24 protein-coding genes are annotated in these 26359 nt (G+C 60.6%); 4 read left to right on the top strand and 20 right to left on the bottom strand.

What is annotated here, in order from left to right; all coding sequences use genetic code 11:
* Positions 1-484: 484 nt before the first annotated feature.
* Positions 485-1816, top strand: coding sequence for a glutamate/aspartate:proton symporter GltP (gene gltP / locus AC0IYH_RS27770; protein ID WP_116627179.1), 1332 nt, complete (start codon positions 485-487; stop codon positions 1814-1816).
* 97 nt (positions 1817-1913) lie between these two features.
* On the top strand, positions 1914-3143 hold the full coding sequence (locus tag AC0IYH_RS27775; protein ID WP_116627180.1) for a spore maturation protein: 1230 nt from the start codon (positions 1914-1916) through the stop codon (positions 3141-3143).
* 40 nt (positions 3144-3183) lie between these two features.
* Here the strand turns inward: AC0IYH_RS27775 and AC0IYH_RS27780 are convergent, their stop codons facing one another.
* The 20 genes from AC0IYH_RS27780 to AC0IYH_RS27875 all read right to left on the bottom strand — a co-directional run bounded on the left by AC0IYH_RS27780 (position 3184) and on the right by AC0IYH_RS27875 (position 23643).
* Entirely contained in the window at positions 3184-3795 is a 612-nt protein-coding gene (locus AC0IYH_RS27780) for an ABC-type transport auxiliary lipoprotein family protein (RefSeq protein WP_116627181.1), read from the bottom strand.
* Positions 3792-4730, bottom strand: a complete 939-nt coding sequence (locus AC0IYH_RS27785; protein WP_101265194.1) for an MlaD family protein — start codon at positions 4728-4730, stop codon at positions 3792-3794. Before AC0IYH_RS27785 ends, AC0IYH_RS27780 begins: the two co-directional genes overlap by 4 nt.
* A gap of 1 nt (position 4731) precedes the next feature.
* Positions 4732-5535, bottom strand: coding sequence for an ABC transporter ATP-binding protein (locus AC0IYH_RS27790; RefSeq protein WP_116627182.1), 804 nt, complete (start codon positions 5533-5535; stop codon positions 4732-4734).
* Positions 5532-6680 carry an MlaE family ABC transporter permease gene (locus tag AC0IYH_RS27795; protein WP_116627183.1) on the bottom strand — a complete coding sequence of 383 codons (1149 nt, stop codon included), beginning with the start codon at positions 6678-6680 and terminating at the stop codon, positions 5532-5534. The genes AC0IYH_RS27790 and AC0IYH_RS27795 overlap by 4 nt, the downstream gene beginning before the upstream one ends.
* 54 nt (positions 6681-6734) lie before the next feature.
* Positions 6735-7766 carry a DUF5924 family protein gene (locus tag AC0IYH_RS27800; protein ID WP_116627184.1) on the bottom strand — a complete coding sequence of 344 codons (1032 nt, stop codon included), beginning with the start codon at positions 7764-7766 and terminating at the stop codon, positions 6735-6737.
* Between the two features lie 68 nt (positions 7767-7834).
* Complete coding sequence (locus tag AC0IYH_RS27805) at positions 7835-9220, bottom strand: M16 family metallopeptidase (protein WP_471837235.1); 1386 nt, start codon at positions 9218-9220, stop codon at positions 7835-7837.
* A gap of 57 nt (positions 9221-9277) precedes the next feature.
* Positions 9278-10936: a Na/Pi cotransporter family protein gene (locus AC0IYH_RS27810; protein WP_122774291.1), complete on the bottom strand. Its 1659-nt coding sequence runs from the start codon at positions 10934-10936 to the stop codon at positions 9278-9280.
* A 211-nt stretch (positions 10937-11147) separates the two neighbouring features.
* A complete protein-coding gene (locus tag AC0IYH_RS27815; RefSeq protein ID WP_017139071.1) occupies positions 11148-11915 on the bottom strand; it encodes a TerC family protein in 768 nt (255 codons plus the stop codon).
* A 68-nt stretch (positions 11916-11983) separates the two neighbouring features.
* Entirely contained in the window at positions 11984-13291 is a 1308-nt protein-coding gene (locus AC0IYH_RS27820) for a CitMHS family transporter (RefSeq protein WP_116627187.1), read from the bottom strand.
* Positions 13292-13564: 273 nt separating this feature from the next.
* Entirely contained in the window at positions 13565-15526 is a 1962-nt protein-coding gene (locus AC0IYH_RS27825; RefSeq protein ID WP_471837238.1) for a DUF7844 domain-containing protein, read from the bottom strand.
* Positions 15523-15843: a DUF2388 domain-containing protein gene (locus tag AC0IYH_RS27830; RefSeq protein WP_027608008.1), complete on the bottom strand. Its 321-nt coding sequence runs from the start codon at positions 15841-15843 to the stop codon at positions 15523-15525. The genes AC0IYH_RS27825 and AC0IYH_RS27830 overlap by 4 nt, the downstream gene beginning before the upstream one ends.
* Positions 15844-15882: 39 nt before the next feature.
* Positions 15883-16191, bottom strand: coding sequence for a DUF2388 domain-containing protein (locus AC0IYH_RS27835; protein WP_116627189.1), 309 nt, complete (start codon positions 16189-16191; stop codon positions 15883-15885).
* A gap of 102 nt (positions 16192-16293) precedes the next feature.
* Complete coding sequence (locus tag AC0IYH_RS27840) at positions 16294-16614, bottom strand: DUF2388 domain-containing protein (RefSeq protein ID WP_028618671.1); 321 nt, start codon at positions 16612-16614, stop codon at positions 16294-16296.
* Between the two features lie 136 nt (positions 16615-16750).
* On the bottom strand, positions 16751-16930 hold the full coding sequence (locus AC0IYH_RS27845; protein WP_122774288.1) for a YjiS-like domain-containing protein: 180 nt from the start codon (positions 16928-16930) through the stop codon (positions 16751-16753).
* Positions 16931-17190: 260 nt separating this feature from the next.
* The gene (locus tag AC0IYH_RS27850; protein WP_032885015.1) at positions 17191-17406 is read right to left on the bottom strand and encodes a DUF1127 domain-containing protein; all 216 of its coding nucleotides are present in this window, start codon (positions 17404-17406) and stop codon (positions 17191-17193) included.
* A gap of 318 nt (positions 17407-17724) precedes the next feature.
* A complete protein-coding gene (locus AC0IYH_RS27855) occupies positions 17725-19218 on the bottom strand; it encodes an acetyl-CoA hydrolase/transferase family protein (RefSeq protein WP_122774286.1) in 1494 nt (497 codons plus the stop codon).
* 179 nt (positions 19219-19397) lie between these two features.
* Positions 19398-20834, bottom strand: a complete 1437-nt coding sequence (locus tag AC0IYH_RS27860) for an NAD(P)(+) transhydrogenase (Re/Si-specific) subunit beta (protein WP_017736001.1) — start codon at positions 20832-20834, stop codon at positions 19398-19400.
* Positions 20834-21154 carry an NAD(P) transhydrogenase subunit alpha part 2 gene (locus AC0IYH_RS27865; RefSeq protein ID WP_003187417.1) on the bottom strand — a complete coding sequence of 107 codons (321 nt, stop codon included), beginning with the start codon at positions 21152-21154 and terminating at the stop codon, positions 20834-20836. The genes AC0IYH_RS27860 and AC0IYH_RS27865 overlap by 1 nt, the downstream gene beginning before the upstream one ends.
* Before the next feature lie 15 nt (positions 21155-21169).
* The gene (locus AC0IYH_RS27870) at positions 21170-22291 is read right to left on the bottom strand and encodes a Re/Si-specific NAD(P)(+) transhydrogenase subunit alpha (protein WP_471837242.1); all 1122 of its coding nucleotides are present in this window, start codon (positions 22289-22291) and stop codon (positions 21170-21172) included.
* A 452-nt stretch (positions 22292-22743) separates the two neighbouring features.
* Positions 22744-23643, bottom strand: a complete 900-nt coding sequence (locus AC0IYH_RS27875; protein WP_471837243.1) for a LysR family transcriptional regulator — start codon at positions 23641-23643, stop codon at positions 22744-22746.
* Positions 23644-23799: 156 nt separating this feature from the next.
* Here AC0IYH_RS27875 and AC0IYH_RS27880 point away from each other — a divergent pair, with 156 nt between their 5' ends.
* Both AC0IYH_RS27880 and AC0IYH_RS27885 read left to right on the top strand, forming a co-directional pair.
* The gene (locus AC0IYH_RS27880; RefSeq protein WP_116627195.1) at positions 23800-24981 is read left to right on the top strand and encodes an acyl-CoA dehydrogenase; all 1182 of its coding nucleotides are present in this window, start codon (positions 23800-23802) and stop codon (positions 24979-24981) included.
* A 13-nt stretch (positions 24982-24994) separates the two neighbouring features.
* Positions 24995-26215: a CaiB/BaiF CoA transferase family protein gene (locus tag AC0IYH_RS27885; protein ID WP_471837244.1), complete on the top strand. Its 1221-nt coding sequence runs from the start codon at positions 24995-24997 to the stop codon at positions 26213-26215.
* Positions 26216-26359: the final 144 nt, after the last annotated feature.

Below are 26359 nucleotides of genomic sequence, written 5' to 3' on the forward strand. Positions count from 1 at the left end.
TTTCCTCATCTCTCTCATACCTCCCGTAGCCGAGAATTTCTTTTTCGCTGGTGACCAACCGTTACCTGGTGTTTCCGGGCAACCATCTATCGAGAAAGTTTTGTCATTACCATCGGATATTTCTCGCGTCATCCACATGAATTGCTGGGCATTTCTGCCAACCGGTCAAAGTCGTCCTGAATCTCTGAGCGAGCCTGAATTGGCAGGTTCACGGCATATTCACCGGACAATTTGTCGCATTTGAACTGACCGTTCGGACAGTTATTATGGAATAAGCTCATGCCGATTCGGCATAGGGTAGGCGTTTACGGCATTAGACGTCGCTCCCTTGCATCGGAATAGTTGCGCCTTTTTTCGCCTGCCAGTAAGCCATTTCGGCCAAGCTGCGGTGACCTTCCATGGAGGCTGATGCACACACTTTTTCGCTCTCGAGCGTTGCAGCTGGCGCATTTGCCATACGTCCACTTGAAGTAAGGGTAATGACATGAAGAAGGCAAAGCTAAGCCTCGCCTGGCAGATCCTCATCGGTTTGGTGCTGGGGATCGCAATCGGTGCAGTGCTCAACCATTTCAGTGCTGAAAAAGCCTGGTGGATCAGCAATGTGTTGCAGCCAGCGGGCGATATCTTTATCCGCCTGATCAAAATGATCGTGATCCCGATTGTGATTTCCTCGCTGATCGTCGGCATTGCCGGTGTCGGTGACGCGAAAAAGCTTGGGCGTATCGGTGTCAAAACTATCCTTTACTTCGAAATCGTCACCACCATCGCCATTGTGGTCGGCCTGTTGCTGGCCAACCTGTTCCACCCGGGCGCCGGGATCGACATGAGTACCCTGGGTACCGTCGACATCTCCAAGTACCAGGCCACCGCCGCCGAAGTGCAGCATGAGCATGCGTTCATCGAAACCATCCTCAACCTGATTCCGTCGAACATCTTCGCGGCTGTCGCGCGTGGCGAAATGCTGCCAATCATCTTCTTCTCCGTGCTGTTCGGCCTGGGCCTTTCGAGCCTCAAGCCGGAACTGCGTGAGCCGCTGGTAACCATGTTCCAGGGCGTGTCCGAGAGCATGTTCAAAGTCACCCACATGATCATGAAGTACGCCCCTATCGGTGTATTTGCCCTGATCGCGGTGACCGTCGCCAACTTCGGCTTCGCCTCCCTGCTGCCGCTGGCCAAGCTGGTGATCCTGGTTTACGTCGCAATTCTGTTCTTCGCCTTCGCGGTGCTGGGCCTGATTGCCCGCCTGTTCGGCTTCTCGATCCTCAAGCTGATCCGCATCTTCAAGGATGAGCTGGTACTCGCCTACTCCACCGCCAGCTCCGAAACCGTGCTGCCGCGCGTGATCGAGAAGATGGAAGCCTACGGCGCGCCGAAGGCGATCTGCAGCTTCGTGGTGCCGACCGGTTACTCGTTCAACCTCGACGGCTCGACCCTGTACCAGAGCATCGCGGCGATCTTTATCGCCCAGCTGTATGGCATCGACCTGTCGATCGGCCAGCAACTGATGCTGGTGCTGACCCTCATGGTCACCTCCAAAGGCATCGCCGGTGTGCCGGGCGTGTCCTTCGTGGTGCTGCTGGCTACCCTGGGCAGCGTTGGCATCCCGCTGGAAGGCCTGGCGTTCATCGCCGGTGTCGACCGCATCATGGACATGGCGCGTACCGCATTGAACGTGATCGGCAACGCCCTGGCCGTGTTGGTCATCTCGCGCTGGGAAGGCATGTACGACGACGCCAAGGGCGAGCGCTACTGGAATTCCCTGCCACACTGGCGCACCAAGCAAGTGATGCCGGTGGGTGAGACCAGTCGCGGCTGATCAGTCGCCTGTTCCTACACAAACCCCGGAAAATCCGGGGTTTGTCGTTTCTGCCAGCCCCGCTATCATTCGCCCCATCTTTCGGGGGATTTAACTGATGCTCAATGGCCTGTGGCTTGGCTTCTTTGTCGTGGCAATGGTGTCAGCACTGATGCAATGGCTGGTGGGCGGCAACGCCGGGATTTTCGCGGCGATGGTGGAAAGCATTTTCGCCATGGCCAAACTGTCGGTGGAAGTGATGGTGCTGTTGTTCGGCACCCTGACCTTGTGGCTGGGCTTTTTGCGCATCGCCGAAAAAGCCGGCATCGTCGACTGGCTGGCCAAGGCGCTCGGTCCGCTGTTTCTGCGCCTGATGCCGGAAGTGCCGCCCGGCCACCCTGCCATCGGCTTGATCACCCTCAACTTCGCCGCCAACGGCCTGGGCCTGGACAACGCCGCGACGCCCATCGGTTTAAAAGCCATGAAGGCGCTGCAGGAACTCAACCCCATCCCCAACACCGCGAGCAATGCGCAGATCCTGTTCCTGGTGCTTAACGCGTCCTCGCTCACGCTGCTGCCGGTGACCATCTTCATGTACCGCGCCCAGCAAGGCGCGCCTGACCCGACATTGGTGTTCTTGCCGATCCTGCTGGCGACCAGTGCGTCGACCCTGGTGGGCCTGCTGTCGGTGGCGGTGATGCAGCGTCTGCGGCTGTGGGACCCGGTGGTGTTGGCCTATCTGATTCCGGGTGCGTTGGTGCTGGGCGGCTTCATGGCACTGCTAGCGACCCTGTCGGCCACGGCGCTGGCCGGGTTGTCGTCGATCCTGGGCAACCTCACGCTGTTTGGCCTGATAATGCTGTTCCTGGTGATCGGCGCGCTGCGCAAGGTCAAGGTGTACGAGGCGTTTGTCGAAGGGGCCAAAGAAGGCTTCGATGTGGCGAAGAACCTGCTGCCTTACCTGGTGGCGATGCTGTGCGCCGTAGGCGTGTTGCGTGCCTCCGGGGCGTTGGACTTCGGCCTGGAAGGGATTCGCCATGTGGTCGCCTGGACCGGCCTGGACACGCGCTTTGTCGACGCCTTGCCGACCGCGATGGTCAAGCCGTTTTCCGGCAGCGCTGCACGGGCGATGCTGATCGAAACCATGCAGACCCAAGGCGTGGACAGCTTCCCGGCGTTGGTGGCGGCGACGATTCAGGGCAGTACCGAGACCACCTTCTATGTGCTGGCGGTGTACTTCGGCTCGGTGGGTATCCAGCGCGCGCGGCATGCGGTTGGGTGTGCGTTGCTGGCGGAGTTGGCGGGTGTGGTGGCGGCTATTGCGGTGTGCTACTGGTTCTTTGGTTGAGGCTTAAATAGCTATCGGGGAAAGCCCCCCGATGAGGCCCTCAGCGTTTCGGCGCTGTGTTGCCCTGCTGCACCACCCAATCCACCACCTGCCTGTTCAACTGATCCCCAGCCTGCCCAAAAGCCGCCACCACCGCCGGCACCTTGGCATCGTTCACCGGCTGATGTACTTCAAACCGCCGGCTAGCCACAATCCGCTGATCGCTCCCGCGCACCAACCGCGCATCCAGGCGAATCACCACCTCCACCGCATTGCCGTGGTACTCACTCTGAAACGCCTGCAACTGCCCGCCCAGCTCATAGTCGGCCTGCAGGTTGGTTTCATCGGTGCTCAGCAGCGTCACCCGGCCATCACGCTGGAAGCCATCCATGAAGCGGTTGCGCAGCAGCACCGGCGCCGGGTCGCTCCAGCGTGAGTTGGCGTAACTGCTGATCAGATCTCCATTGGGCACCACGGCAATGCGCGGGCTGTCTAGAAACTCGCTGGTTTGCGGTTTATTCACGCGCAGCGACCAGGCCACCGATGCGCCTTGGCCGGCAGGCTGGGCCGACGCCAGGCGATACACGTCCGAAGGGTCGGCCTTGGGCAGGATCGAGCAGGCGCTGATCAGGGCCAGGGCCACAGGGGCGATCATTTGGTAAGCACGCTTCATGGCGTGAACTCCTTGTTCTTGTCGCTGCCCAGCAGGTAACCGCTGGGGTTGGCTTCCAGGCGGCGGGAGATGGCGCGCAGCGAACCCAGGGTTTCGCGCAGTTCACGCACCGCCGGCGCCAGTTCGTTGAGGCCCTGCATGCCGCTGTTCACCGAGTCCTTGTTGTTGGTCAGCAAGGTATTAATGGTCGCGGTGCTTTGTTCGAGGGATTTCATCGCCTGCTCCGCGCTGCCGAAGGCCTGTTTGCCTTGGTCGTTGAGCAGGCCGTTGGCGTTGCGCATCAGTGTGGTGGTTTGCTCGAGGGCGGCGCTCGCCTGTTTGCTCACTTGCATCAGTTGCTGCATCACCACTTTGATGTCGCCGCGCTGGTCGGCGATGGCGCCGGTGGTTTGTTGCAGGTTGTCCAGGGTCTTGCTCAGGCGGTCGACGTTCTCCGAAGAGAACATGTGGTTGGCGTTATGCAGCAGCAGGTTGATGCCGGTCATCAGGTCGTTGCTGTTGTTCAGCAGCCGCGCAATCGGCGATGGCGAGGCGATGATCTGCGGCAGGTTGCCGTCCTTGCCCTTGAGTTCCGGGCTTTGCGGAGTACCGCCGCTGAGCTGGATGATCGACGTACCGGTGATGCCGGTCAACGCCAGCTTGGCCTGGGTGTCTTCCTTGATCGGCGTCTGCCCGGCCAGGCGGATTCGCGCCAGTACGCGGCGCGGGTCCTTGGGGTCCAGGCTCAGGCTGATCACATCGCCCACCTTGATCCCGCTGTACTGCACCGAACTGCCCTGGGACAGGCCGCTGACCGCCTCGTTGAAGATCACCTCATAATCCTGAAAGGCGCTGTCGACGCTGGATTTGGCCAGCCATAGGCCAAACAGCATCGCTCCGACCACCACGATTACGCTGAACAGACCGATCATCACATGATGGGCTCGGGTTTCCATGTCATACCTCGTTGAGCGATTGAGCGGCATCCAATGCCGCGCGGCCCCGGGGGCCGTGGAAATATTCGTGAATCCACGCGTCGTCGGTTTCCGAAACGACATCGATGGCATCGGCCACCAGCACTTTCTTCTGCGCCAGCACCGCCACGCGGTCGGTGATGGTGTACAGCGTGTCCAGGTCATGGGTCACCAGGAACACGCTCAGGCCCAGCGCATCGCGCAGGGTCAGGATCAGTTGGTCGAATTGCGCCGCGCCAATCGGGTCGAGGCCGGCGGTGGGCTCGTCGAGAAACAGGATATCCGGGTCCAGGGCCAGCGCGCGGGCCAGGGCGGCGCGCTTGATCATGCCGCCGGACAGCGACGCCGGGTACTTGTCGGCCGCCGACAGCGGCAGCCCGGCCAGGGCCAGTTTGACCGCGGCCAGGTGCTCGGCGTCGCGGCGGCTGAGGCCAGCGTGCTCGATCAGCGGCAGCGCGACGTTCTCGGTCACGGTCAGCGAGGAAAACAGCGCGCCCTTCTGGAACAGCACACCGAAGCGCCGTTCCACCAGCGAGCGTTCATGCTCGGACAGGTTCGGCAGGTTTTTGCCGAACACCCGCACCTCACCTTCGCTGGGCCGGCGTAGGCCGACGATGCTGCGCAACAGCACCGACTTGCCGCTGCCGGAGCCGCCGACCACGGCGAGGATCTCGCCTTTGTACAAATCCAGGTCGAGGTTTTCATGCACGCTCTGTTTACCAAAGCGATTGCACAGACCCCGCACCTCGATCACCGCCTCGGCGGGTGCACGGTGTAAGCGACTCACCAGCCCATCTCCATAAAGAACAGCGCTGCGACCGCATCCAGCACGATGACCACAAAGATCGATTGCACCACGCTGGAGGTGGTGTGGGCGCCGACCGATTCGGCGCTGCCACTGACCTTGAAGCCTTCCAGGCAGCCGATGGCGGCAATCAGGAAGGCGAAAACCGGCGCTTTCACCATGCCGACCAGGAAATGCTGCACGCCGATGTCCGATTGCAGCAGCGAAAGAAACATCGCCGGCGAGATATCCAGCGCCACGGCACACACCACGCCGCCGCCGACAATCCCCGAGAGCATCGCCAGGAAGGTCAGCATCGGCAGCGCCACCAGCAGGGCCAGCACGCGCGGCAGCACCAGCAGCTCCATCGGGTCCAGGCCTAGGGTGCGGATGGCGTCGATTTCTTCGTTGGCCTTCATCGAGCCGATTTGTGCAGTGAAGGCACTGGCGGTGCGGCCGGCGATGAGGATCGCGGTGAGCAAAACGCCGAATTCACGCAGGAAAGAGAACGCCACCAGGTCCACGGTGAAAATCGTCGCGCCGAAGCTCTTGAGCACTGTGGCGCCGAGGAAGGCCACCACCGCGCCCACCAGAAAGGTCAGCAACGCCACAATGGGCGCGGCGTCGAGGCCGACCTGTTCCAGATGCGCGACCATCGGCGTCAGGCGCCAGCGCTTGGGGCGCAAGATGCCGCGGGCGAAGGTTTCGAGGATCAGGCCGATAAAGCCCAGCAGCTGCTTGCTGTCTTGCCAGACCGTGTCCACCGCACGCCCGATGCGGGCGAGCACCTGGATGCCGGCGGCCTCTTCCGGGGCTTTTTCCGGGACGCAAAAATCATTCAGGGAGCGGTAGACGGTCTTGAGCAGCGCGCGGTCAGCGGCAGACAAGCTGCAATCGGTCTGCTCGGCGGATTGCTCGATGCGGGTTGGACCCAGCAGCTCCACCAGCAGCGAGGCGCCGGCGGTATCCAGTGCGCCGAGGCCATTGAGGTCGATGCGCGCGCCGGCGTCGTATTGGCCATCGAGTTTGCCCGACAGCTTCTTCAGGCTAGCGTAGTGGGCAAGCGTCCAGTCCCCCGTAATCCTGAGCAACGGAGGGGTGGAGGACGTATCGAGTTGGGCGGCGCCGGCCGTGTTGCTACTGGTCATAAGCTCCGAGCTTGTCTGGCTATCCACAATTCCTACGTAATAGCACGATACGGCCTACTTTGGATTGTCCGTTTGTGCTGTGTCCGTCACTTTGAAGCGCAGCACGCCGATCACTTGCCCGTCTTCGGTCAACACCCGCACCTGCCAGCGGCCCACGGCGTCGGCCGGGAAGTTCTGTTTGTGGGTCCAGGCGCGATAGCCCTCTTTGCGCCCGCCGTGGATATCCAGGGCGATGCGGTCGACCTCTTTGCCGTTGAATTTCCACACGTGGTAGATGCGCTCATCCAGCCCGCGCGGCGCGTTGATTGCGGTGTAGGCGTAGAGCCCGGTGCTGCGCAATTGGCCGGCGTTGACTTCCTTGAGGTCATCGCCCGGCGTGCGGTCTTGCAGCTGGGTGCTGATGGCCACTTCGGTCATCCACAGGGTGGCCGGTGGCACCCAACTGCGCAGGAACCAGCCGGCGCAGCCTATGGCGGCCGTGACCCCCAGCAGCATCGCCCAGCCTTTGAGGCTACGCAGCGGCATGCTCACCGCCAAGCTTGGAATCGACAGGGCCATGGCCACGCCGAGGGCGAGTTTGTAACTTTCGGCGGTGGTCAGGTGCAGGATGATTGGCAGCGCGGTGAGCAACGCGGCGAACAGGGTCAGTGTGTGCAGGGCCAGAAACAGCGAGCGCTTGGGCGCCAGCCATTTGTAGTAGAGCGGGTCGGTGATCGACACCAGCGCGGCGGCACCGAGCAGGCCGGTAAATACCGATTGGCCACTGTTCCATGCCGTTGTGACGAAAAAGAACGGCAACACAAAAAACAGACTTTCCTGGTGGATCATCTGGGTCGCGTAGCGCAGCAGCGGTTCGGGGATTTCCCGTTTGAACACTTTGGTGAACAACTGCGTAAAGCTGTTTTCCAGCATCAACCACAGCCAGCTCACCAGCATGATCACGGCGATCCAGCTGGCCATGCCTTGCTGGCGGTCCACCAGGATGAAGCTGCACACACCCGAGATGAAACCGCCGAGCGCAATCACCCCTGGGTAGCGCTTCATCAGTTCGAGAATGCGGGTGATTAAGCGGGTCAGGTTTTGCATTCGGCGGTTCGCAGTCTTGGTAGGAAAAATCCCAAATAGAATAACGTCTTAGCCCGGTGTTCGGTGCGTCATTGCGCGATCCGTTTGCGATAACCGCGCACGCCGATCAATACAATGGCGATCAAGCCGAGTAGCGCGCCGCCGATCCAGCTCAGCATGTCGTAGCTGAGCAGCGGTTTCTCGATTCGCCAGTAGCCCGGTTGCTTGAACACCTGGCGCATGGCCGCGTTGGCCTGCTCCAGTTTGACCGCCTTGATGCGTTTGGCCGGGTCGCTGAAGTGGCCGTTGTTGTAGTCGCCCGCAGCGCTCCAGTAATAGTCGGCCAGCGCACTGTTGCCCTGCACGGCCCAGGCCTGGCGGGCGATGGCGGCTTGTTGCAGGCGGGCGAACACGGCCGGGTCGAGGCCGTCCTTGAGCAGTTGCGCCTTGAGGTCTTGCAGCACCTGTTCGGCTTCGGGGAGATTTTCCCGCTCCAGGTCGGCATTCAGGCTGAGGAAACCGACGCCACCGAGCACTTCGCGTTCGCTCCAGGGGCCGTAGGACAAACCGTGCTGCAGGCGGAGTTGGCGGTACAGCGCCCAGTCCAGGTAGTCCTTGAGCAGGTCATAGGTTTCATCATGCTGGGCGTCCAGCATCGGCTCGGGGAACAGCCAGTGCAGCTTGGCGCTGTCGCCGACCCAGCCGTGGATGAGTTCGCGATGGCCGGCGGCGGCGCGCTGGATGTCCGGCAGCGCCGGGTGTTCCGTGGGCTCCACCGGGTCGAGTTGGCCGTAGGTGCGCTCCAGATACGCCGGCAGCAGTTTGTCGAGGTCGCCGACGATGATCAGGGTCATGTTGTTGGGCGCGTACCAATTTTTGCGCAGCTTATCCAACTGCTCGCGGGTCAGGTGATCGACCTCGGCGCGCTCGGCGCACTTGAGCCCCAGCTCGACGGCCAGTTGATTGCTCGCGGTATGGCCCAGGTCCTGGCGGTCGAGCAGGCGTTGCAGGTGTGAGTAATGGCCGCCGTCTTCGCGCTCGACCACCTTTTTGGCCGCGTTGATATTGGCGTCGGTCAGCTCGGTGCGGGTGATGATCGCCAGCAGCAGGTCGAGCACCTTGCGCTGGTTTTGCGCGGGCGCTTCGATCACGAACGTGGTGTCGGCATTGCTGGTGTAGGCGTTCCACTCGCCGCCGAGGGCTTGCATGCGGTCTTCCAGCTCACCCTCGCCGCCGCCGTCAATGCCACTGAACAGCAGGTGTTCGAGCAGGTGCGGCAGCTCTTTTTCTTCGCAGCCAAAATCATCCAGGCCGACGCCCACCACCAGGCGGATCGCCACGTGCCCGCGCTCGGTGCCCGGTTTGAGCAGCAATTGCAGGCCGTTGGGCAAGGTGTAGCCCTCGACTTGCAAGCGGTCAAAGGCAAAGGTGTGGGCCGAGCCCATGAGCAGGCAAGCGAATAACAGGCGACGCATAACAAGCTTCCTGGCGAGTGAGGTCAGTTTTAACTGACTTCACGGGCCACCATCCGTTCAGGGCGAGTGCGTGATGTCGGCAATATCTTCGGCCCAGAGCGCGCCGGTGTCGGACGTTTCCAAGACTACATAAGCACTGCTGCAAAACAACGAGTTGAGGCGCTTCATGTCGGCAATCAGCTCCAGGTGCAGGGAACTGGTCTCCAGGCTCTGTACGATTTTGCGTTGCAGGCGGCTCACGTGAGCATGGGCCAGGCGCCGTTCCTGAGCGCGGAAGCGGCGTTTCTCACGCAGTAATTGGCGCGCGCTTTCCGGGTCAGCGCTGAGAAATACCGACAGGCCCAGGCGCAGGTTCGAAATCAGCTGGCTGTGCAGGCCGGAAAGTTCTTCCAGGCCGACCTCGGAAAACTGCCGGCGCTGAGAGGTTTTCTGCTGCTGGACCTTGCGCAGCATGCGTTCGATCAGGTCACCGGCGAGTTTCAGGTTGATCGACAGTTCGATGATTTCGGCCCAGCGGCGGCTGTCCTGTTCACTGAGGTCTTCGCGGGGCATTTGCGCCAGGTAGAGTTTGATCGCGCTGTAGAGCGCCTCGACGTCATCGCTGAGACTGCGCATTTCCTGGGTGATGGCGGTTTGTTTGCCGCGCAGCACTTCCTGCATGGCGGTGAGCATGTTGTCGATCAGGTCGCCCAGGCGCAGGGTTTCGCGCGCGGCGTTGGCCAGTGCCAGGCTTGGTGTGGCCAACGCGGCGAGGTCCAGGTGGCGCGGCTTGGCTTTGCCGTTGACCTCTTCGCGCTCCGGCAGCAACCAGGCGCATAGGCGCGCCATCGGGCCAATGGTGGGCAGCAGGATCAGGCAGCGGCTGACGTTGTAGAGCAAGTGGAAGGTGATGACCATGCCTTGGGTGCTGTAGTCCAAACCGTCCATCCAGCGTACGAGGGGGTCGAGCACCGGAATGATCAGCAGCAGGCCGATCAGCTTGTAGAGCAGGCTACCCAGTGCCACCTGGCGCCCGGCGGCGTTTTGCATGCTGGTGCTGAGGAAGGCCAGCACGCCACTGCCGATGTTGGCACCGATCACCAGGCCGATGGCCACGTGCAAGCCGATCACGCCGGCGCCGGCCAGGGTTGCCGTGAGTAGGACCGCGGCCAGGCTGGAGTAGGAAATCATTGCGAACAAGGCGCCGACCAGGGCGTCGAGCAGGATGTCACCGGTCAACGAGGCGAACAGCACCTTCACGCCCTGGGCATGGGTGATCGGCCCGGCGGCTTCGACGATCAACTGCAAGGCCAGGATGATCAGCCCGAGGCCAATCCCCACTCGACCCAGCTGCCCTGCCCGCGTCTGTTTGCGCGAGAGGAAGAAGATCACCCCGAGGAAGATCAGCAGCGGTGACAGCCAGGACAAGTCGAAAGTCAGCACCCGCGCCATCAGCGCAGTACCGACGTCGGCGCCGAGCATGGTCGCCAGGGCGGGCATCAGGCCCATCAGGCCCTGGCCGACGAATGAGGTCACCAGCATCGCCGTCGCGTTGCTGCTCTGCACCATGGCGGTCACCAGGATGCCGGCGACAAACGCCAGCCAGCGCTTGGACATGTTCTGCCCGATGACGTGGCGCAAGTTGGAGCCGTAGACCCGCAAGATGCCGGTACGGACGATGTGCGTGCCCCAGATAAGCAGGGTCACGGCGGAAAGCAGATTGAGCAAGGTCAGCATGCTCGGCCCCCCGTGTGGGTGCGCTCCAGCAGGAGCGTAGGAAAGTTACCGCGTGCCGTTCTACGTCTTGTAGTTAAGCTGTAGTTGGCGAATGGGCTCCGCGCCAGCATCGCATAGCTAAAGTCGGGATTGAAACAAAACTGTCATGAAATCAGCTTTTTATGGATGAAATAAAGGGGCTTATAAAAGCCCCTTTTTGTCTGGCTCGGGCTTATTGACCCGGAATGTCTTTACGCAGTTTCACAGGATCCTGCTGTTTCTTCTTTTTCGCGATGGCAGTACGCATCTTGATGTTCACTGCTTCCACCGCCAGCGAGAACGCCATGGCGAAGTAGACGTAGCCTTTTGGCACGTGCACATCGAACGATTCGGCGATCAGTACCGTACCGACCACCAGCAGGAACGACAGCGCCAGCATTTTCAGCGACGGGTGCTTGTCGATGAATTCGCTGATGGTGCCGGCTGCCAGCATCATCACCAGTACGGCGACGACGATCGCGGCGACCATGACCGGTACATGCGAAACCATGCCGACGGCGGTGATCACCGAGTCCAGCGAGAACACGATGTCGATAATCGCGATCTGGATGATGGTGTAGATGAACTTGCCGCCCTTGCCGCCTGGCTCGTCGTGGGTTTCGTCTTCACCTTCGAGGGCGTGGTACATCTCCTGGGAGCTTTTCCACAGTAGGAACAGACCACCGAAAAACAGGATCAGGTCGCGACCGGAAATGCCCTGGCCGAAGACCACGAACAGGTCGGCGGTCAGTTGCATGACCCAGGTGATCGACAGCAGCAACAGGATTCGCGTGACCATGGCCAGCGCGAGGCCGAAGATCCGGGTACGCGCCTGCATATGCTTGGGCATGCGGCTGACCAGGATCGAAATCATGATGATGTTATCGATGCCCAGGACGATCTCGAGCGCCGTCAGGGTGAAGAAGGCAATCCAGATTTCCGGATTGGTCAGCCATTCCATGTGTATTCCTTTGAGCAAGTGTTAAACCGCGCAAGCTGCAGCGCCGCGCGGTGGGTGAGTCGGTACGATTATAGAGTGCTGAACAGCGGAAAAATCCCCATCAGCAAAGCGGCGACCATTATGCACAGGCACACCAGCACTGCCCACTTCAGGGTGAAGCGCTGGTGATCGCCAAATTCGATACCGGCCAGGGCCACCAGCAGGTAGGTCGAAGGTACCAGCGGGCTGAGCAAGTGCACGGGCTGGCCGACGATGGACGCGCGGGCCATTTCCACGGCGCTGATGCCGTAGTGGCTGGCGGCTTCGGCGAGTACCGGCAATACGCCGTAGTAGAACGCATCGTTGGACATGAAGAAGGTGAACGGCATGCTCACCAGCGCGGTGATCACGGCCAGGTAAGGGCCCAGCGCGTCAGGGATGACGGTCAGCAGGCTTTTGGACATGGCATCGACCATGCCGGTGCCCGACAGGATCCCGGTGAAGATACCGGCGGCGAAAATCAGGCCGGTGACCGCGAGCACGCTGCCGGAGTGGGCGGCGATGCGGTCTTTCTGCATTTGCAGGCATGGGTAGTTGACGATCATCGCGATACTGAACGCCACCATGAACAGCACCGGCAGTGGCAGCAGGCCAGCGATCAGGGCGCACATCAGGGCGAAGGTCAGGGCACCGTTGAACCAGATCAGTTTTGGACGGCGAGCATCGGGGAACTGCGACACGCTGATTTCGCTGTGATCGACGTCATCACCTTGCAGGTGCAGTTCGCCAAGGCGCGCACGTTCGCGCTTGCCGTACATGTAGGCGATCACCAGGATCGCCACCACACCGGCGGCCATGGCCGGGATCATCGGTACGAAGATGTCCGACGGGTCCACATGCAGCGCACTGGCGGCGCGGGCGGTCGGGCCACCCCAAGGGGTCATGTTCATCACGCCACCGGCGAGGATGATCAGGCCGGCCATGATCCGCGGGCTCATGCCGATGCGCTGGTACAGCGGCAGCATGGCGGCCACGCAGATCATGTAGGTGGTAGCGCCGTCGCCGTCGAGGGACACCACCAGCGCCAGTACGGCGGTACCGACCGACACTTTCAGCGGGTCACCCTTGACCATCTTGAGGATCTTGCGCACGGCCGGGTCGAACAGGCCCGAGTCGATCATCAGGGCAAAGTAGAGGATGGCGAACATCAGCATCACGCCGGTCGGCGCAAGCTTGGTGATGCCCGCGAGCATCATCGGGCCGATCTCGGGTGCAAAGCCACCAAACAGGGCGAACAGGATCGGCACGATGATCAAGGCGATCAGCGCGGACAGGCGCTTGGTCATGATCAGGTACATGAACGTGATGACCATGGCAAAGCCAAGGAAAGTCAGCATAGGAATACTCCAGGCGTAGCGCGGCTAGGGAATGGCGAACCGGGTGGGGTCAGCGCAGAACGAAAGGCACGAGGCGTACGGGCGGAGTTGGGGCGAACAGGCGGGTAGGAGCGGACATCAGGATCACCATTGTTGTTGTAAACGGCCGGTCTGTTGCCGGCAGTGGGGGCGATCCTAGACGGGGAAGCTTTCAGCCAGCTTTCGGTGGCCAATCAGTTATGGCGGGCAGACGCACGGTCTTCAGGCATTTGAACTGTGTTTAATCTGGGGATTTCAGGGCAGTTCGAGGCCGCCGGCGGCTTTGTGCAGTTTGCGCAGATGCTCGCCGACTTGCTTGAGGTTGGCTTCGCAGGCCGCAATTTCAGCAGCGCGGGATGGCTCCAGCAGCGCCCTCACCTCTTTATCCAGCTCGCCGGTCAGCGATTGCAGCTGCTTCTGGCGCTCGGCGCTTTCCGATTCCAGGCGCTCGGACTCCGACGGTTGCGGCAGGCCGTAGCCGCCGCTGCCGAGCAGTTCTGCCGGGCGGCTGAGGAAGCCACTGTTGGCGAGGATCTGCTGCAAGGTAGCGTTGGCTTTCTCCATGCCGCCGTTTTTAAGTTCGCGGGCCCCGAGGTAGCGCTGCTTCACTTCGTCCTGGGCCAGCATCAACTGTTTGCGAAAGCTCGCCTGCTCCAGCAGCAACAGCGCGGCGCTGGTGCGCAGATCCGCCTGGTCGAACCATTGGCGGCGCTCTGCGGCGCTGAGGGCCAGCCAGTCTTCGACCTGGGTCTGTTTGATCGGCAGGTGTTTGCGCAGCACGTCGAACATCGCCTGGTAGCGTTCGCGGAACGAGTCGAAGTGGTAACCCAGGCGCAGGGCCTCGCGTTTGTCATTGAGTACGCTGGTATCCGCGAGGCCGCGGGCTTGCAGCACTTCGAGCAGACCATTGGGGGTGATGTTGTCCAGCCCGGTCAGTTGCGGGTTGGCACTGCCGCTGCGCAACAGCTTGAGGCTTTCGACGGCGCAGTTGTTGGACAGGAAGAAGTAGCTGCCGTCGTAGCTCCAGTGCATTTCTGCGGCGTGCTCGACGGTGTCGTTGATCTCTTGGCGCGTGAGTTTCAGCGGCACCGACGCCAGGCCGCGCAGTTCGGTCTTGGTGTATTCGTCGATTACCTGGGCCAGCGGCAGGACAAACAAGCGTGATGGGTATTTGCCCACCAGGCCATCCCAGCTCGACAGCTGTACGTCACCGACAAAGGCGCGGTAGGACAACACCAGGTGCTGGTCCAGGTCCAGTCGGCAATCCGGGCCACGGGGGCGGCCCGGCGCGCAGATCACCAGGCGCAACATGCTGTGCCCCCAGCGGCTCACCAGGTTCTGGTTGGCTTCGGCCAGCAGGTAGTCGATCTCGTAGACGCGCTCCGGGTCGACGTGGCCCAGCGGTGTTTTGGCGAAATCATTACCGGCGTTGAGGAATGCGTAGGTCTTTTCGCAAGTGTCCTGCTCCGGCGGGGCCCAGCCGAAGTGCTCCTTGTAATAGCGGAACAGCGCGGGACGCCGGCAGGCGTAGCTTGGGTCGAGGAGGAAGTACTCCATGTTGACCGCCACGAACTCCAGCGGGCTGGTGGTTTCGTAGATGTCCGGGCTGCGCGCGATCTGGCGGTTGTGCTGTTCGCGTTCGCCACGGCGGCCGACATATTGCGGCCAGCCGGCGAGGTCGAGCAGGCGCGGGTCATCGCTGAGGGTGAAGCGCCGGTCGTTCTGGCCACGGCACTGGTCGGGCAGGCCGATCAGGCCGGTGATGTTGTTCTGGCGGCTGCAGCGGTTGATCAGCGCGCGCTCGTCCTTGGGCCACAGGCGCGCACGGTCATAGATGTGGGTCAGTTCATGCAGCACGGTGGCGAGCATTTCCCGGCGCACGGTGCCGTGGGGGCGATTGGTTTTCTGGGTGGCGGCGCTGCCGTCGGTCAGGCTGGCGAGCAGGTTGCGGTTGAGGTCCAGCGCCGACACCAGAGAGGCCTGGCCATAGGCGTTCTCGGGCATCTTGTCGGTCCAGCCGACGTCGATGGTTCGGTCCAGCTGTTCGATAAAGCGCGGCGGCAGCGAGCGCAGCGCTTCATCAAGCAATGCCTGGCTGGCCTGCTGTTCGGCCGGGCTCAAGCCATCAGACTTGAGCCGCAGTTGCAGGCTGGCCTGGGCTGCGCTCGCACAGAGCAGAACAGTCCCGGCCAGGAGCCAGGCAGCGAGGCGCCTCACAGAGCGAGGATAGCTTCGGCGAGGGTCTGGTCACTGGCGTCGCGCGCTTCCGGCAGGCGGGTGCGCAGGGTATCGAAGGCGGCTTCAAGTTGAGCGCCACGGATCTCGCCGTTGGTGGCGACGAAACTGGCGGCGTCATCGTGGGCTTCGCGCACGACCTTGGAGTCGCGGATGGAGGTGGTGGTGTCCGAGGTGAAATCAATGGTGCGGCCAGAGGCGCGAACAATGATGTTACTGGTGGCTACCAGGGTGTGCGCCTGTGCAACGTCGGCCAACAACAGCAGGCCCAGGGTGGCGGCGATCAGCGGGCTACGCATGGAATAACTCCAGATACAAAGATGGAAATACAAAGATGATTATTGGACGAGAATTGCCTGCGCCAGTTCAAGGTCGCTGGCGCTAAGTTTTGGTTGGCTGCGGCGCAGGTAATCCAGTGCCGATTCCAACCGTGCCCCCCGCCATTCACCGTCCGTTGCGATGAACGCGGCGGCGTCATCCTGGGCGGCAACGATGACTTTCCGGTCGAAGGGCGCGGAGGTCACCTTGCTGGTGGCGTACGCGCTCGCGACGGTGCTTTGGGTGGTCAGGTCAAAGGCAAAAGCCATTGGCGACCCGACCGCGAAAAACATCACAGGGGCTAGTAACAGACGGTATGAAAAAGCCATGGGACTCGACAACTGAAAACGAGCGCCAAGGCTAGCGCAATGCCCGGGCGAGAGCCAGTGAAGGTGTCAGGGAGCGGGTGGCGCTCCCTGATACATTCTGTGTCAGATCGCCAGGATCGCCTGGGCCAATTGTGCGTCGGTGGCGGTGTTCAGTTGTGGGGCCTGCTGGCGGATCTGCGCCAGGGCGCTTTCGAGCTTCACGCCACGGATGGCGCCTTCGCTGGCGACAAAGCTGGCGGCGTCGTCACGCGCAGCGCGCACGACTTTATTGTCGCGCAGGGACGAAGTGGCATCGGAGGTGGCGTCGGAAGTGGCTTTCAGCGCGCCGACGATAGAGTCGGTGGTCACGATGAAGCTGGTCGCGTTGGCATTGGCAGCCAAGGCCAGCAGAGCGGCGGCACTGAGCAGGCGAAGACGGGACATGGGGTGACTCCTGTAGATGAACGAATAAGGCGGCGCAGGTCAGCCATTGAGGTTCAGACGCCTGCTCTACGCGGTTCGCCACGTGGTGGTCGGATATTAAGCCGCCGCTTATCCGTTCGGATAGCCTCTTGACTGCCTAGTCACGCCAGAACGGTTTGGCCAACTCCGTTATCCGGTCGCCGTGGCTGATGCCGAGGTCGGACAGTTCGCGCGGATCCAACTGCGCGAGCTGGCGTCTTTCGTAAGCGCGGCGTGCCCATTTGGCCAGCAGGGAGAGTGTGCGGCGCAATAATCGGCTGAGAAGTGGCGTATCCATGGCGAGCGCCTTTCATGAGGTCTGGGAACACCATGTTGGGCGAGCGGGTTTGACCGTTACAGATACACCAAGGTTAAATTGTACTGCTTAACTGTTATATTTTTTAAACTGTACCTGTTGATACAAAGGGCGACTGTTCACTCGCTGAAAACCCGAACTCCGGAAACAACAAAGCCCGCCTCCGGATACCCGGGGCGGGCTTTGTTTTGACAAATCAGTGCTGGCGGTGGACCCGGTGGGTCAGGGCCAGCGAGCGCCAATTAGCGCCAGAACGGCTTGCTCAGCTCTTCGTAGCGTTGAGCTTCGCTGATACCGGCGTCAGCCAGCAGACGCGAATCCAGACGAGCCAGTTGGTGGCGGCTGGAGATGCGGCGCTGCCACAACATCAGGTTGGCGAGAACGCGCAAAGGCATGGAAGCCTGGGTGTTTACAGCTTTTTCTTCGAAGAACAGTTCGGAACTGAGTGTACGTTCCATGATGACATCCTTCCGCTTGTGGCGGGATTAGGTAGTGGTTTAACTGATGCCAATGATCCTCCTCCGACGCAAGACTCTCTAGATACAGTTCACCTGTATTGTGAGGGGCCAGTTAACTGTTTAAAGGGGCTGTACTGTACGAAATTGGGGCAACTGTACCTGTCTGCACTTAAGCGGTGCGAAATAAGCAATTTCGGCTTGGCGCGTAGGATATTTCGGTAGGAAATGACCGGTACAGCAGTACAGTTTTTTACAGAAGTGAGCGCTGGAAGGCCGAGCTGATGAAACTGTATTTGCATCAGCTCGGATCTGTATCAATCAAGCCTTGAGCATATGCCCGGTTTCTTCCAGGTTAATGTGCCAACTCAGTGCTTCACGCAGGATGTGCGGGGTATGCCCACCGATGGCGCAGGCCTCGTTGAAGTAGCGGTTCAACGCGTCGCGGTACGCTGGGTGCACACAGTTGTCGATGATCACCCGTGCCCGCTCGCGCGGTGCGAGGCCACGCAAGTCGGCCAAGCCCACTTCGGTCACGAGGATGTCGACGTCATGCTCGGTGTGGTCCACATGGCTGACCATCGGCACCACGCTGGAAATCGCGCCGCCCTTGGCAATCGACTTGGTGACGAAGATCGCCAGGTGCGCGTTGCGCGCAAAATCCCCGGAGCCACCAATACCGTTCATCATCCGCGTGCCGCAGACGTGGGTGGAGTTGACGTTGCCGTAGATATCGAACTCCAGCGCAGTGTTGATGCCGATGATGCCCAACCGCCGCACCACTTCCGGGTGGTTGGAGATTTCCTGCGGGCGCAGCACCAGCTTGTCCTTGTAATGCTCCAGGTTGCCGAACACGTCAGCGTTGCGCCGCTCGGACAAGGTGATTGAACTGCCCGAGGCGAAGCTCAGCTTGCCGGCGTCGATCAGGTCGAAGGTCGAGTCCTGCAACACTTCGGAATACATGGTCAGGTCTTCGAACGGCGATTCGATCAGGCCGCACATCACCGCGTTGGCGATGTTGCCGATCCCGGCCTGTAGCGGGCCGAGCTTGTTGGTCATGCGCCCGGCGTCCACTTCCTGCTTGAGGAAGTTGATCAGGTGGTTGGCGATGCCTTGGGTGTCGGCGTCCGGCGGCGTCACGGTGGAAGCCGAGTCGGCCTGGTTGGTGATCACGATAGCGACAATCTTTTCCGGCGGGATCGGGATCGCAGTACTGCCGATGCGGTCGTCGACTTTCACCAGCGGGATCGGCGTGCGGGTTGGCCGGTAAGTCGGGATATAGATGTCGTGCAACCCTTCCAGGTTCGGGTTGTGCGCCAGGTTGATCTCGACGATCACCTGCTTGGCAAAAATCGCAAAGCTGGCCGAGTTACCCACGGAGGTGGTCGGCACGATATGCCCAAGCTCTGTGATCGCGACGGCTTCGATCACGGCGATGTCCGGCAGCTTGAGCTGGTTGTTACGCAACTGCTCGACGGTTTCCGACAGGTGCTGGTCGATAAACATCACTTCGCCGGCGTTGATGGCCTTGCGCAGGGTGCTGTCGACCTGGAATGGCATGCGGCGGGACAGCACGCCGGCTTCGGTCAGTTGCTTGTCCAGGTCATTGCCCAGGCTGGCGCCGGTCATCAGGGTGATTTTCAGCGGCGAAGTCTTGGCGCGTTCGGCCAGGGCGTGGGGGACGGCCTTGGCTTCACCGGCACGGGTGAAGCCGCTCATGCCGACGGTCATGCCGTCCTCGATCAGTGCGGCGGCGTCTGCCGCGCTCATGACCTTGTTCAACAACGAAGGCAAGCGGATACGATCACGGTACATGAATTGTTATCTCAGGCTACGGAAGCAAGGTGGGCAGTGTAGTGATTTCAAAAAGTTTCGGCCCGCTACCATGGTCGAATGCCGAGCAGCGATTTAGAGCCTTTGGTCGGGTTTCATGCGGTAATAAAAAACCCCAGCCTACGCGAGGCCGGGGTTATGGGTATTGCGCTGTAGCAGTGTTATTCGACGGCTTTGACCATGTCTTCGATGACTTTCTTGGCGTCACCAAAGACCATCATGGTCTTGTCCAGGTAGAACAATTCGTTATCCAAACCGGCATAACCACTGGCCATCGAGCGCTTGTTGACGATGATGGTCTTGGCCTTGAACGCTTCGAGGATCGGCATGCCGGCAATCGGCGAGTTTGGATCATTCTTGGCGGCCGGGTTGACCACGTCATTGGCGCCGAGCACCAGTACCACATCGGCCTGGCCGAATTCCGAGTTGATGTCTTCCATCTCGAACACCTGGTCGTAGGGCACTTCCGCCTCGGCTAGTAGGACGTTCATATGGCCGGGCATGCGACCTGCCACGGGGTGGATCGCGTACTTCACGGTCACGCCACGATGGGTCAGCTTCTCTGTCAGCTCTTTCAGCGCGTGTTGTGCGCGCGCTACTGCCAAGCCGTAGCCGGGAACGATAATCACGGTGTCGGCGTTGGTCAGCAGGAAGGTCGCGTCATCAGCCGAGCCGGATTTGACCGGGCGTGCTTCTTTAGAGCCTGCCGCCGCCCCGGCATCCGGCGCATTGCCGAAACCGCCGAGCAGTACATTAAAGAAGGAGCGATTCATCGCCTTGCACATGATGTACGACAGGATCGCGCCGCTGGAGCCTACGAGCGAACCGGCGATGATCAGCATCGAGTTGTTCAGCGAGAAGCCGATACCCGCTGCGGCCCAGCCGGAGTAGCTGTTGAGCATCGACACCACTACCGGCATATCGGCGCCGCCAATCGGGATGATGATCAGCACGCCCAGCACAAAGGCCAAAGCCAACATCAGGGCAAATGCCGTGAGGTTGCCGGTGAACATGAAGGCCAGGCCCAGGCCGAGGGTCAGCAAGCCGAGCACCAGGTTGAGTTTGTGCTGGCCGCCGAACTGTACCGGTGCGCCCTGGAACAGGCGGAACTTGTACTTGCCCGACAGCTTGCCGAACGCAATCACCGAACCGGAGAAGGTGATGGCACCGATGGCGGCACCGAGAAACAGTTCCAGGCGGTTGCCCGCAGGGATCGCGTCGCCCAGGTGTTTGACGATGCCCAGGGATTGCGGCTCAACCACGGCCGCGATGGCGATGAATACCGCAGCCAGGCCGATCATGCTGTGCATGAACGCCACCAGCTCCGGCATCTTGGTCATTTCCACGCGCTTGGCCATGATCGAACCGGCGGTGCCGCCGACCAGCAGGCCGACGATCACGTAGCCGATGCCGGCAGTCGCCAACTCAGCACCAAGCTTATAGATGAGGCCCACGGTGGTAAGCACCGCCAGCGCCATGCCGAGCATGCCGAACAGGTTGCCGCGTCGCGACGTGGTGGGGTGCGAAAGGCCTTTGAGGGCCTGGATAAAGCAGATCGACGCGATCAGGTAGAGCGTCGTGACCAGATTCATGCTCATTACTTCGGCGCCTCTTCTTTTACTTTCGGGGCTTTCTTCTTGAACATCTCCAGCATCCTGCGCGTCACCAGGAAACCGCCGAACACGTTGACCGCCGCCAGGGCCACGGCCAGCGTGCCCATGGTCTTGCCCAGTGGCGTCACGGTGAGTGCCGCAGCGAGCATGGCGCCGACGATCACAATCGCCGAAATCGCGTTGGTCACCGCCATCAATGGGGTGTGCAGCGCGGGTGTAACGTTCCAGACCACGTGGTAACCGACATAGATCGCCAGCACAAAGATGATCAGGTTGTAGATACCGGGGGAGATAAGCTCTTCCATCGTCTGAATCCCTGCTTAGGCGTTTTTGCGGATGACTTGGCCGTCGCGGCACATCAGGCACGCGGCGACGATGTCGTCTTCGAGGTTGAGTTCAAACTGCCCTTCCTTGTTGAAGACCAGCTTCAGGAAGTCCAGCAGGTTGCGTGCGTACAAGGCTGACGCGTCGGCGGCGACTGCGCCGGCGAGGTTGGTCGGGCCGCAGATGATCACGCCGTTTTCCACGATGGTTTCATCGGCCACGGTCAGCGGGCAGTTGCCACCTTGGGCTGCAGCGAGGTCGATGACCACCGAGCCGGGCTTCATCTGCGCGACGGTTTCGGCGCTGAGCAGGGTCGGTGCCTTGCGGCCCGGGATCAGCGCGGTGGTGATCACGATGTCGGCCTGCTTGGCGCGTTCGTGCACGGCCAGGGCCTGGCGCTGCATCCAGCTGGTAGGCATGGGGCGCGCGTAGCCGCCAACACCGACGGCGCATTCGCGTTCTTCATCGGTCTCGTAGGGCACGTCGACGAACTTGGCGCCGAGGGATTCGATCTGCTCTTTCACCGCTGGGCGTACGTCAGACGCTTCGATCACGGCACCCAGACGTTTCGCCATGGCAATCGCCTGCAGGCCTGCGACGCCGGCACCGAGAATCAGCACACGCGCAGCTTTCACCGTGCCGGCGGCCGTCATCAGCATCGGCATAAAGCGCGGGTAGTGATGGGCGGCAAGCAATACGGCTTTGTAACCGGCAATGTTGGCTTGGGACGACAGCACATCGAGGCTCTGGGCGCGCGAGGTGCGTGGCGCGGCTTCCAGCGCAAAGGCGGTGATGCCGCGTTCGGCCAGCTTGGCAATGGTTTCGTTGCTGAACGGGTTGAGCATGCCCACCAACACAGTGCCGCTTTTGATCAGCGCAAGCTCGCTGTCGCTGGGCGCCACCACCTTGAGAATCAGCTCGGCGCCAAACGCATCGCTGGCGCTGCCAATGGTTGCGCCTGCCGTTTCATAGGCACTGTCGACAACGCTGGCCTTGATGCCTGCGCCGCTTTGTACAGTGACCTTATGGCCCTGGCCGATCAGCTTCTTGATGGTTTCCGGGGTGGCAGCCACCCGCGTTTCACCGGTCTGGGTTTCGAGAGGAACACCAATGTGCACGTCAAATCTCCTGCATGATCTTTTTGCTTTTGATCTTTTTGTAAAAAGGCCAGTGCACCGTGGGTGGCGCAACTGGGGCGGCCGATCAGCACGATCCCGCCTAAATGACAGCGGGGCGCGGCATTTTGCAGGCGAACTTTACGGCCTTCAAGGGATTATGACGGGTGACGAAAAATTAACTACAAGTCACCCTGTGACTGATTGTCGCAATGCTTGGAAATAACCTCTTTAAATACAGGTATTTAAAGGGCTTCAAGCGGTTTTATTGTGTTTGACCATCGCCGGTGTGAATGGTCGTGCATTGGCCGGTGACTGTCGCTACAAGCCATAAGAATCATGGCCTTGAGCCTTATTTTTACCCGATAGGTACAGTCTGCTAAAAGGCGACATATACGTATATCTGTAGGTTCATAATTTATCTGACTACAAGGTCAATAAAGCGCTTTTGGTACCTATTTGCTTGGGTTGTAGCGTTTCGACTGGTCGATCAGCCAATCTCTGAATGCATGCAATGAGGCGGATTCGACCTTTCTCTCGGGAATCATCAAGTAATAAGCCTTTGAGCTGTCCAGCGCTTTGGGGCTTGCAACCACCAGATGCTTCTCTTCCAACTCTCGCTGGATAAGGAAAGGTGGGATCAGCGCAATTCCCATGTCATGCATGGCAGCCTGGGACAACATCGAGAATAGCTCGTAACGGGGGCCTGTCATGTCGCGTGGTACGTTCAATTGTTGAGCGTTGAACCACTGGCGCCAGGCATAAGGCCGGGTGGTTTGCTGCAGCAATGGCAGATCTGCGATCTCCTGAGGGTTGAACGAATGACGCTGGCCCAGCAGGCGCGGGCTGCACACGGGTACAGGATTTTCTCCCATCAGCCGGTGGGATTCGGTACCGGACCAGTCGGCGTCGCCGAAGTAGATTGCAGCGTCGAACTCAGTGTCGGCAAACAGAAAGGGGCGCGTGCGATTGGTAAGGTTGACCGTGACTTCAGGGTGCTGGCGTTGGAAGTCCTTTAGGCGCGGTATCAGCCACTGAGTACCAAACGTCGGGACCACGGCCAACTCGATGACGTTGGTGCCCTGCTGCCCCATAACCGACAGCGTGTCACGCTCCACCGCGTCCAATTGGGTGGCCACACGACGGCTGTACGACAGCCCGGCTTCCGTCAGCTTGACCCCGCGACGAGAGCGCCGAAACAGCTCGACACTCAAAAACTCCTCCAGGCTGGCGATTTGTCGGCAGATGGCGCCCTGGGTGATGGAAAGTTCGTGTGCCGCCTTGGTAAAGCTCTCGTGGCGGGCTGCCGACTCAAAACTGATAAGGGCCGTGGTGCTGGGAATTTTTCTGCGCATGTACCGTGTGCTCACTGATAAAGCGCGTCTGCGCCCTTCTTGATCTTCTCGAAGTGAGAAATTAGCACAACCTTATGCGGAAACCTCGTTTGCCCTCTGCGCTCGCCCGGCCTAGGCTCCATGCACGACTTCTGCTTTCTGAACGAGGACTTATTCATGGCTGGCAAGGCAAGCTTCAACTGGATCGATCCGCTGCTGCTGGATCAACAGCTCACCGAAGAAGAGCGCATGGTGCGTGACAGTGCTGAGCAATTCGCCCAGGACAAGCTGGCGCCGCGCGTGCTGGAAGCCTTCCGCCATGAAAAGACCGACCCTGCGATCTTCCGCGAAATGGGTGAAACCGGGCTGCTGGGTGCGATGATCCCCGAGCAGTACGGTGGCAGCGGTTTGAACTACGTCAGCTACGGGTTGATCGCGCGCGAAGTGGAGCGCGTCGACTCGGGCTACCGTTCGATGATGAGTGTGCAATCGTCACTGGTCATGGTCCCGATCAATGAATTCGGCACGGAGGCGCAAAAGCAGAAGTACCTGCCGAAGCTGGCCTCTGGCGAGTGGATCGGCTGCTTCGGTCTTACAGAGCCTGACCACGGCTCAGACCCGGGCGCGATGATTACGCGCGCACGCAAGGTCGAGGGCGGCTACAGCCTGACCGGCGCCAAGATGTGGATCACCAACAGCCCGATCGCCGATGTCTTTGTGGTGTGGGGCAAGGACGACGCGGGCGATATCCGTGGGTTTGTCCTGGAGAAGGGCTGGAAAGGCCTGAGCGCTCCGGCGATTCACGGCAAGGTCGGTCTGCGCGCTTCCATCACCGGCGAGATCGTCATGGACAACGTGTTTGTGCCGGAAGAAAACATCTTCCCGGATGTGCGCGGGTTGAAGGGACCTTTCACCTGCCTCAACTCGGCACGCTACGGCATCTCCTGGGGCGCGCTGGGTGCTGCCGAGGCCTGCTGGCATACCGCGCGCCAATACACCCTTGATCGCAAGCAGTTCGGTCGCCCGTTGGCGGCTACCCAGTTGATCCAGAAGAAGCTGGCCGACATGCAGACTGAAATCACCCTGGCCCTGCAGGGCTGCCTGCGCCTGGGGCGGATGAAGGACGAGGGTACGGCGGCGGTCGAGATCACCTCGATCATGAAGCGCAACTCGTGCGGCAAGTCCCTGGACATCGCTCGTATGGCGCGGGACATGTTGGGCGGCAACGGTATTTCCGATGAGTTTGGTGTGGCGCGTCATCTGGTCAACCTGGAGGTGGTGAATACCTATGAAGGTACCCACGACGTGCACGCCTTGATCCTTGGGCGCGCGCAAACCGGTCTTCAGGCCTTCTATTAATAGGAGCATGGGCATGGGCGCGCTTTCGCATCTGCGGGTACTGGATTTATCGCGAGTGCTCGCGGGCCCCTGGGCCGGGCAGATACTCGCGGACCTTGGGGCTGAGGTGATCAAGGTCGAGCGGCCGGGTAATGGCGACGACACCCGTGCCTGGGGGCCGCCCTTCCTTAAGGATGCCTATGGCGAGAACACCAGTGAGGCGGCGTATTACCTCTCTGCGAATCGCAATAAGGAGTCGGTGACCATCGACTTCACGCGGCCTGAGGGGCAAAAGCTGGTTCGCGACCTGGCTGCCAAGTCGGACGTCTTGATCGAGAACTTCAAGGTGGGCGGACTGGCGGCGTATGGGTTGGACTATGAGTCGCTGAAAGAGATCAACCCGGAGCTGATCTATTGCTCGATCACCGGGTTCGGTCAGACAGGGCCCTATGCGGCTCGCGCAGGTTATGACTTCATGATTCAGGGGCTGGGTGGGCTTATGAGCCTTACCGGTCGACCTGAGGGCGACGACGGGGCTGGGCCGGTGAAGGTCGGGGTGGCCTTGACTGACATTCTCACGGGGCTTTATTCGACCGTGGCGATCCTGGCAGCGTTGGCGCACCGGGATCATGACGGTGGTGGGCAGCATATCGATATGGCGTTGCTCGATGTGCAGGTCGCTTGCCTGGCTAACCAGGCCATGAATTACCTGACGACGGGGGTGTCGCCACAGCGTCTTGGTAATGCTCATCCGAATATCGTGCCTTATCAGGATTTTCCCACGGCCGATGGCGACTTTATCCTTACGGTCGGGAATGACGGGCAGTTTCGTAAGTTTGCTGAGGTGGCTGGGCAGCCGCAGTGGGCGGATGACCCGCGGTTCTGTACCAATAAGTCACGGGTGGCCAATCGCGCGGAGCTGATTCCGTTGATTCGTCAGGCTACGGTCTTCAAGACGACGGCTGAGTGGGTGTCGTTGTTGGAGCGGGTGGGCGTACCTTGTGGGCCGATCAATGACCTGGCCCAGGTGTTTGCCGACCCGCAGGTCAAGGCGCGTGGATTGGCGATGGAGTTACCCCATGCATTGGCGGGAATGGTGCCTCAGGTTGCCAGCCCGATTCGTTTATCCAAGACGCCTGTGGAATACCGAAGTGCGCCTCCTTTATTGGGGGAGCATACGGCTCAGGTGCTAAGGAGTGTGCTCGGGTTGGGGGAGGCGAACGTCGCTGCATTAAAAGACGCGGGAGTTATCTGAATCGTTTCTTCTATATAGAGGCATTGATACAGATGGGTTTGGTGGTTTTTTAATCAACTTCAACTAATTGATAGAAAAACCAAATCAAGGCTTGACGGCAAATCCTGGACGTCTATAATTCGCCCCACTTCCGGCGCAGTCGAA

The organism is Pseudomonas sp. AC463, assembly GCF_979253585.1.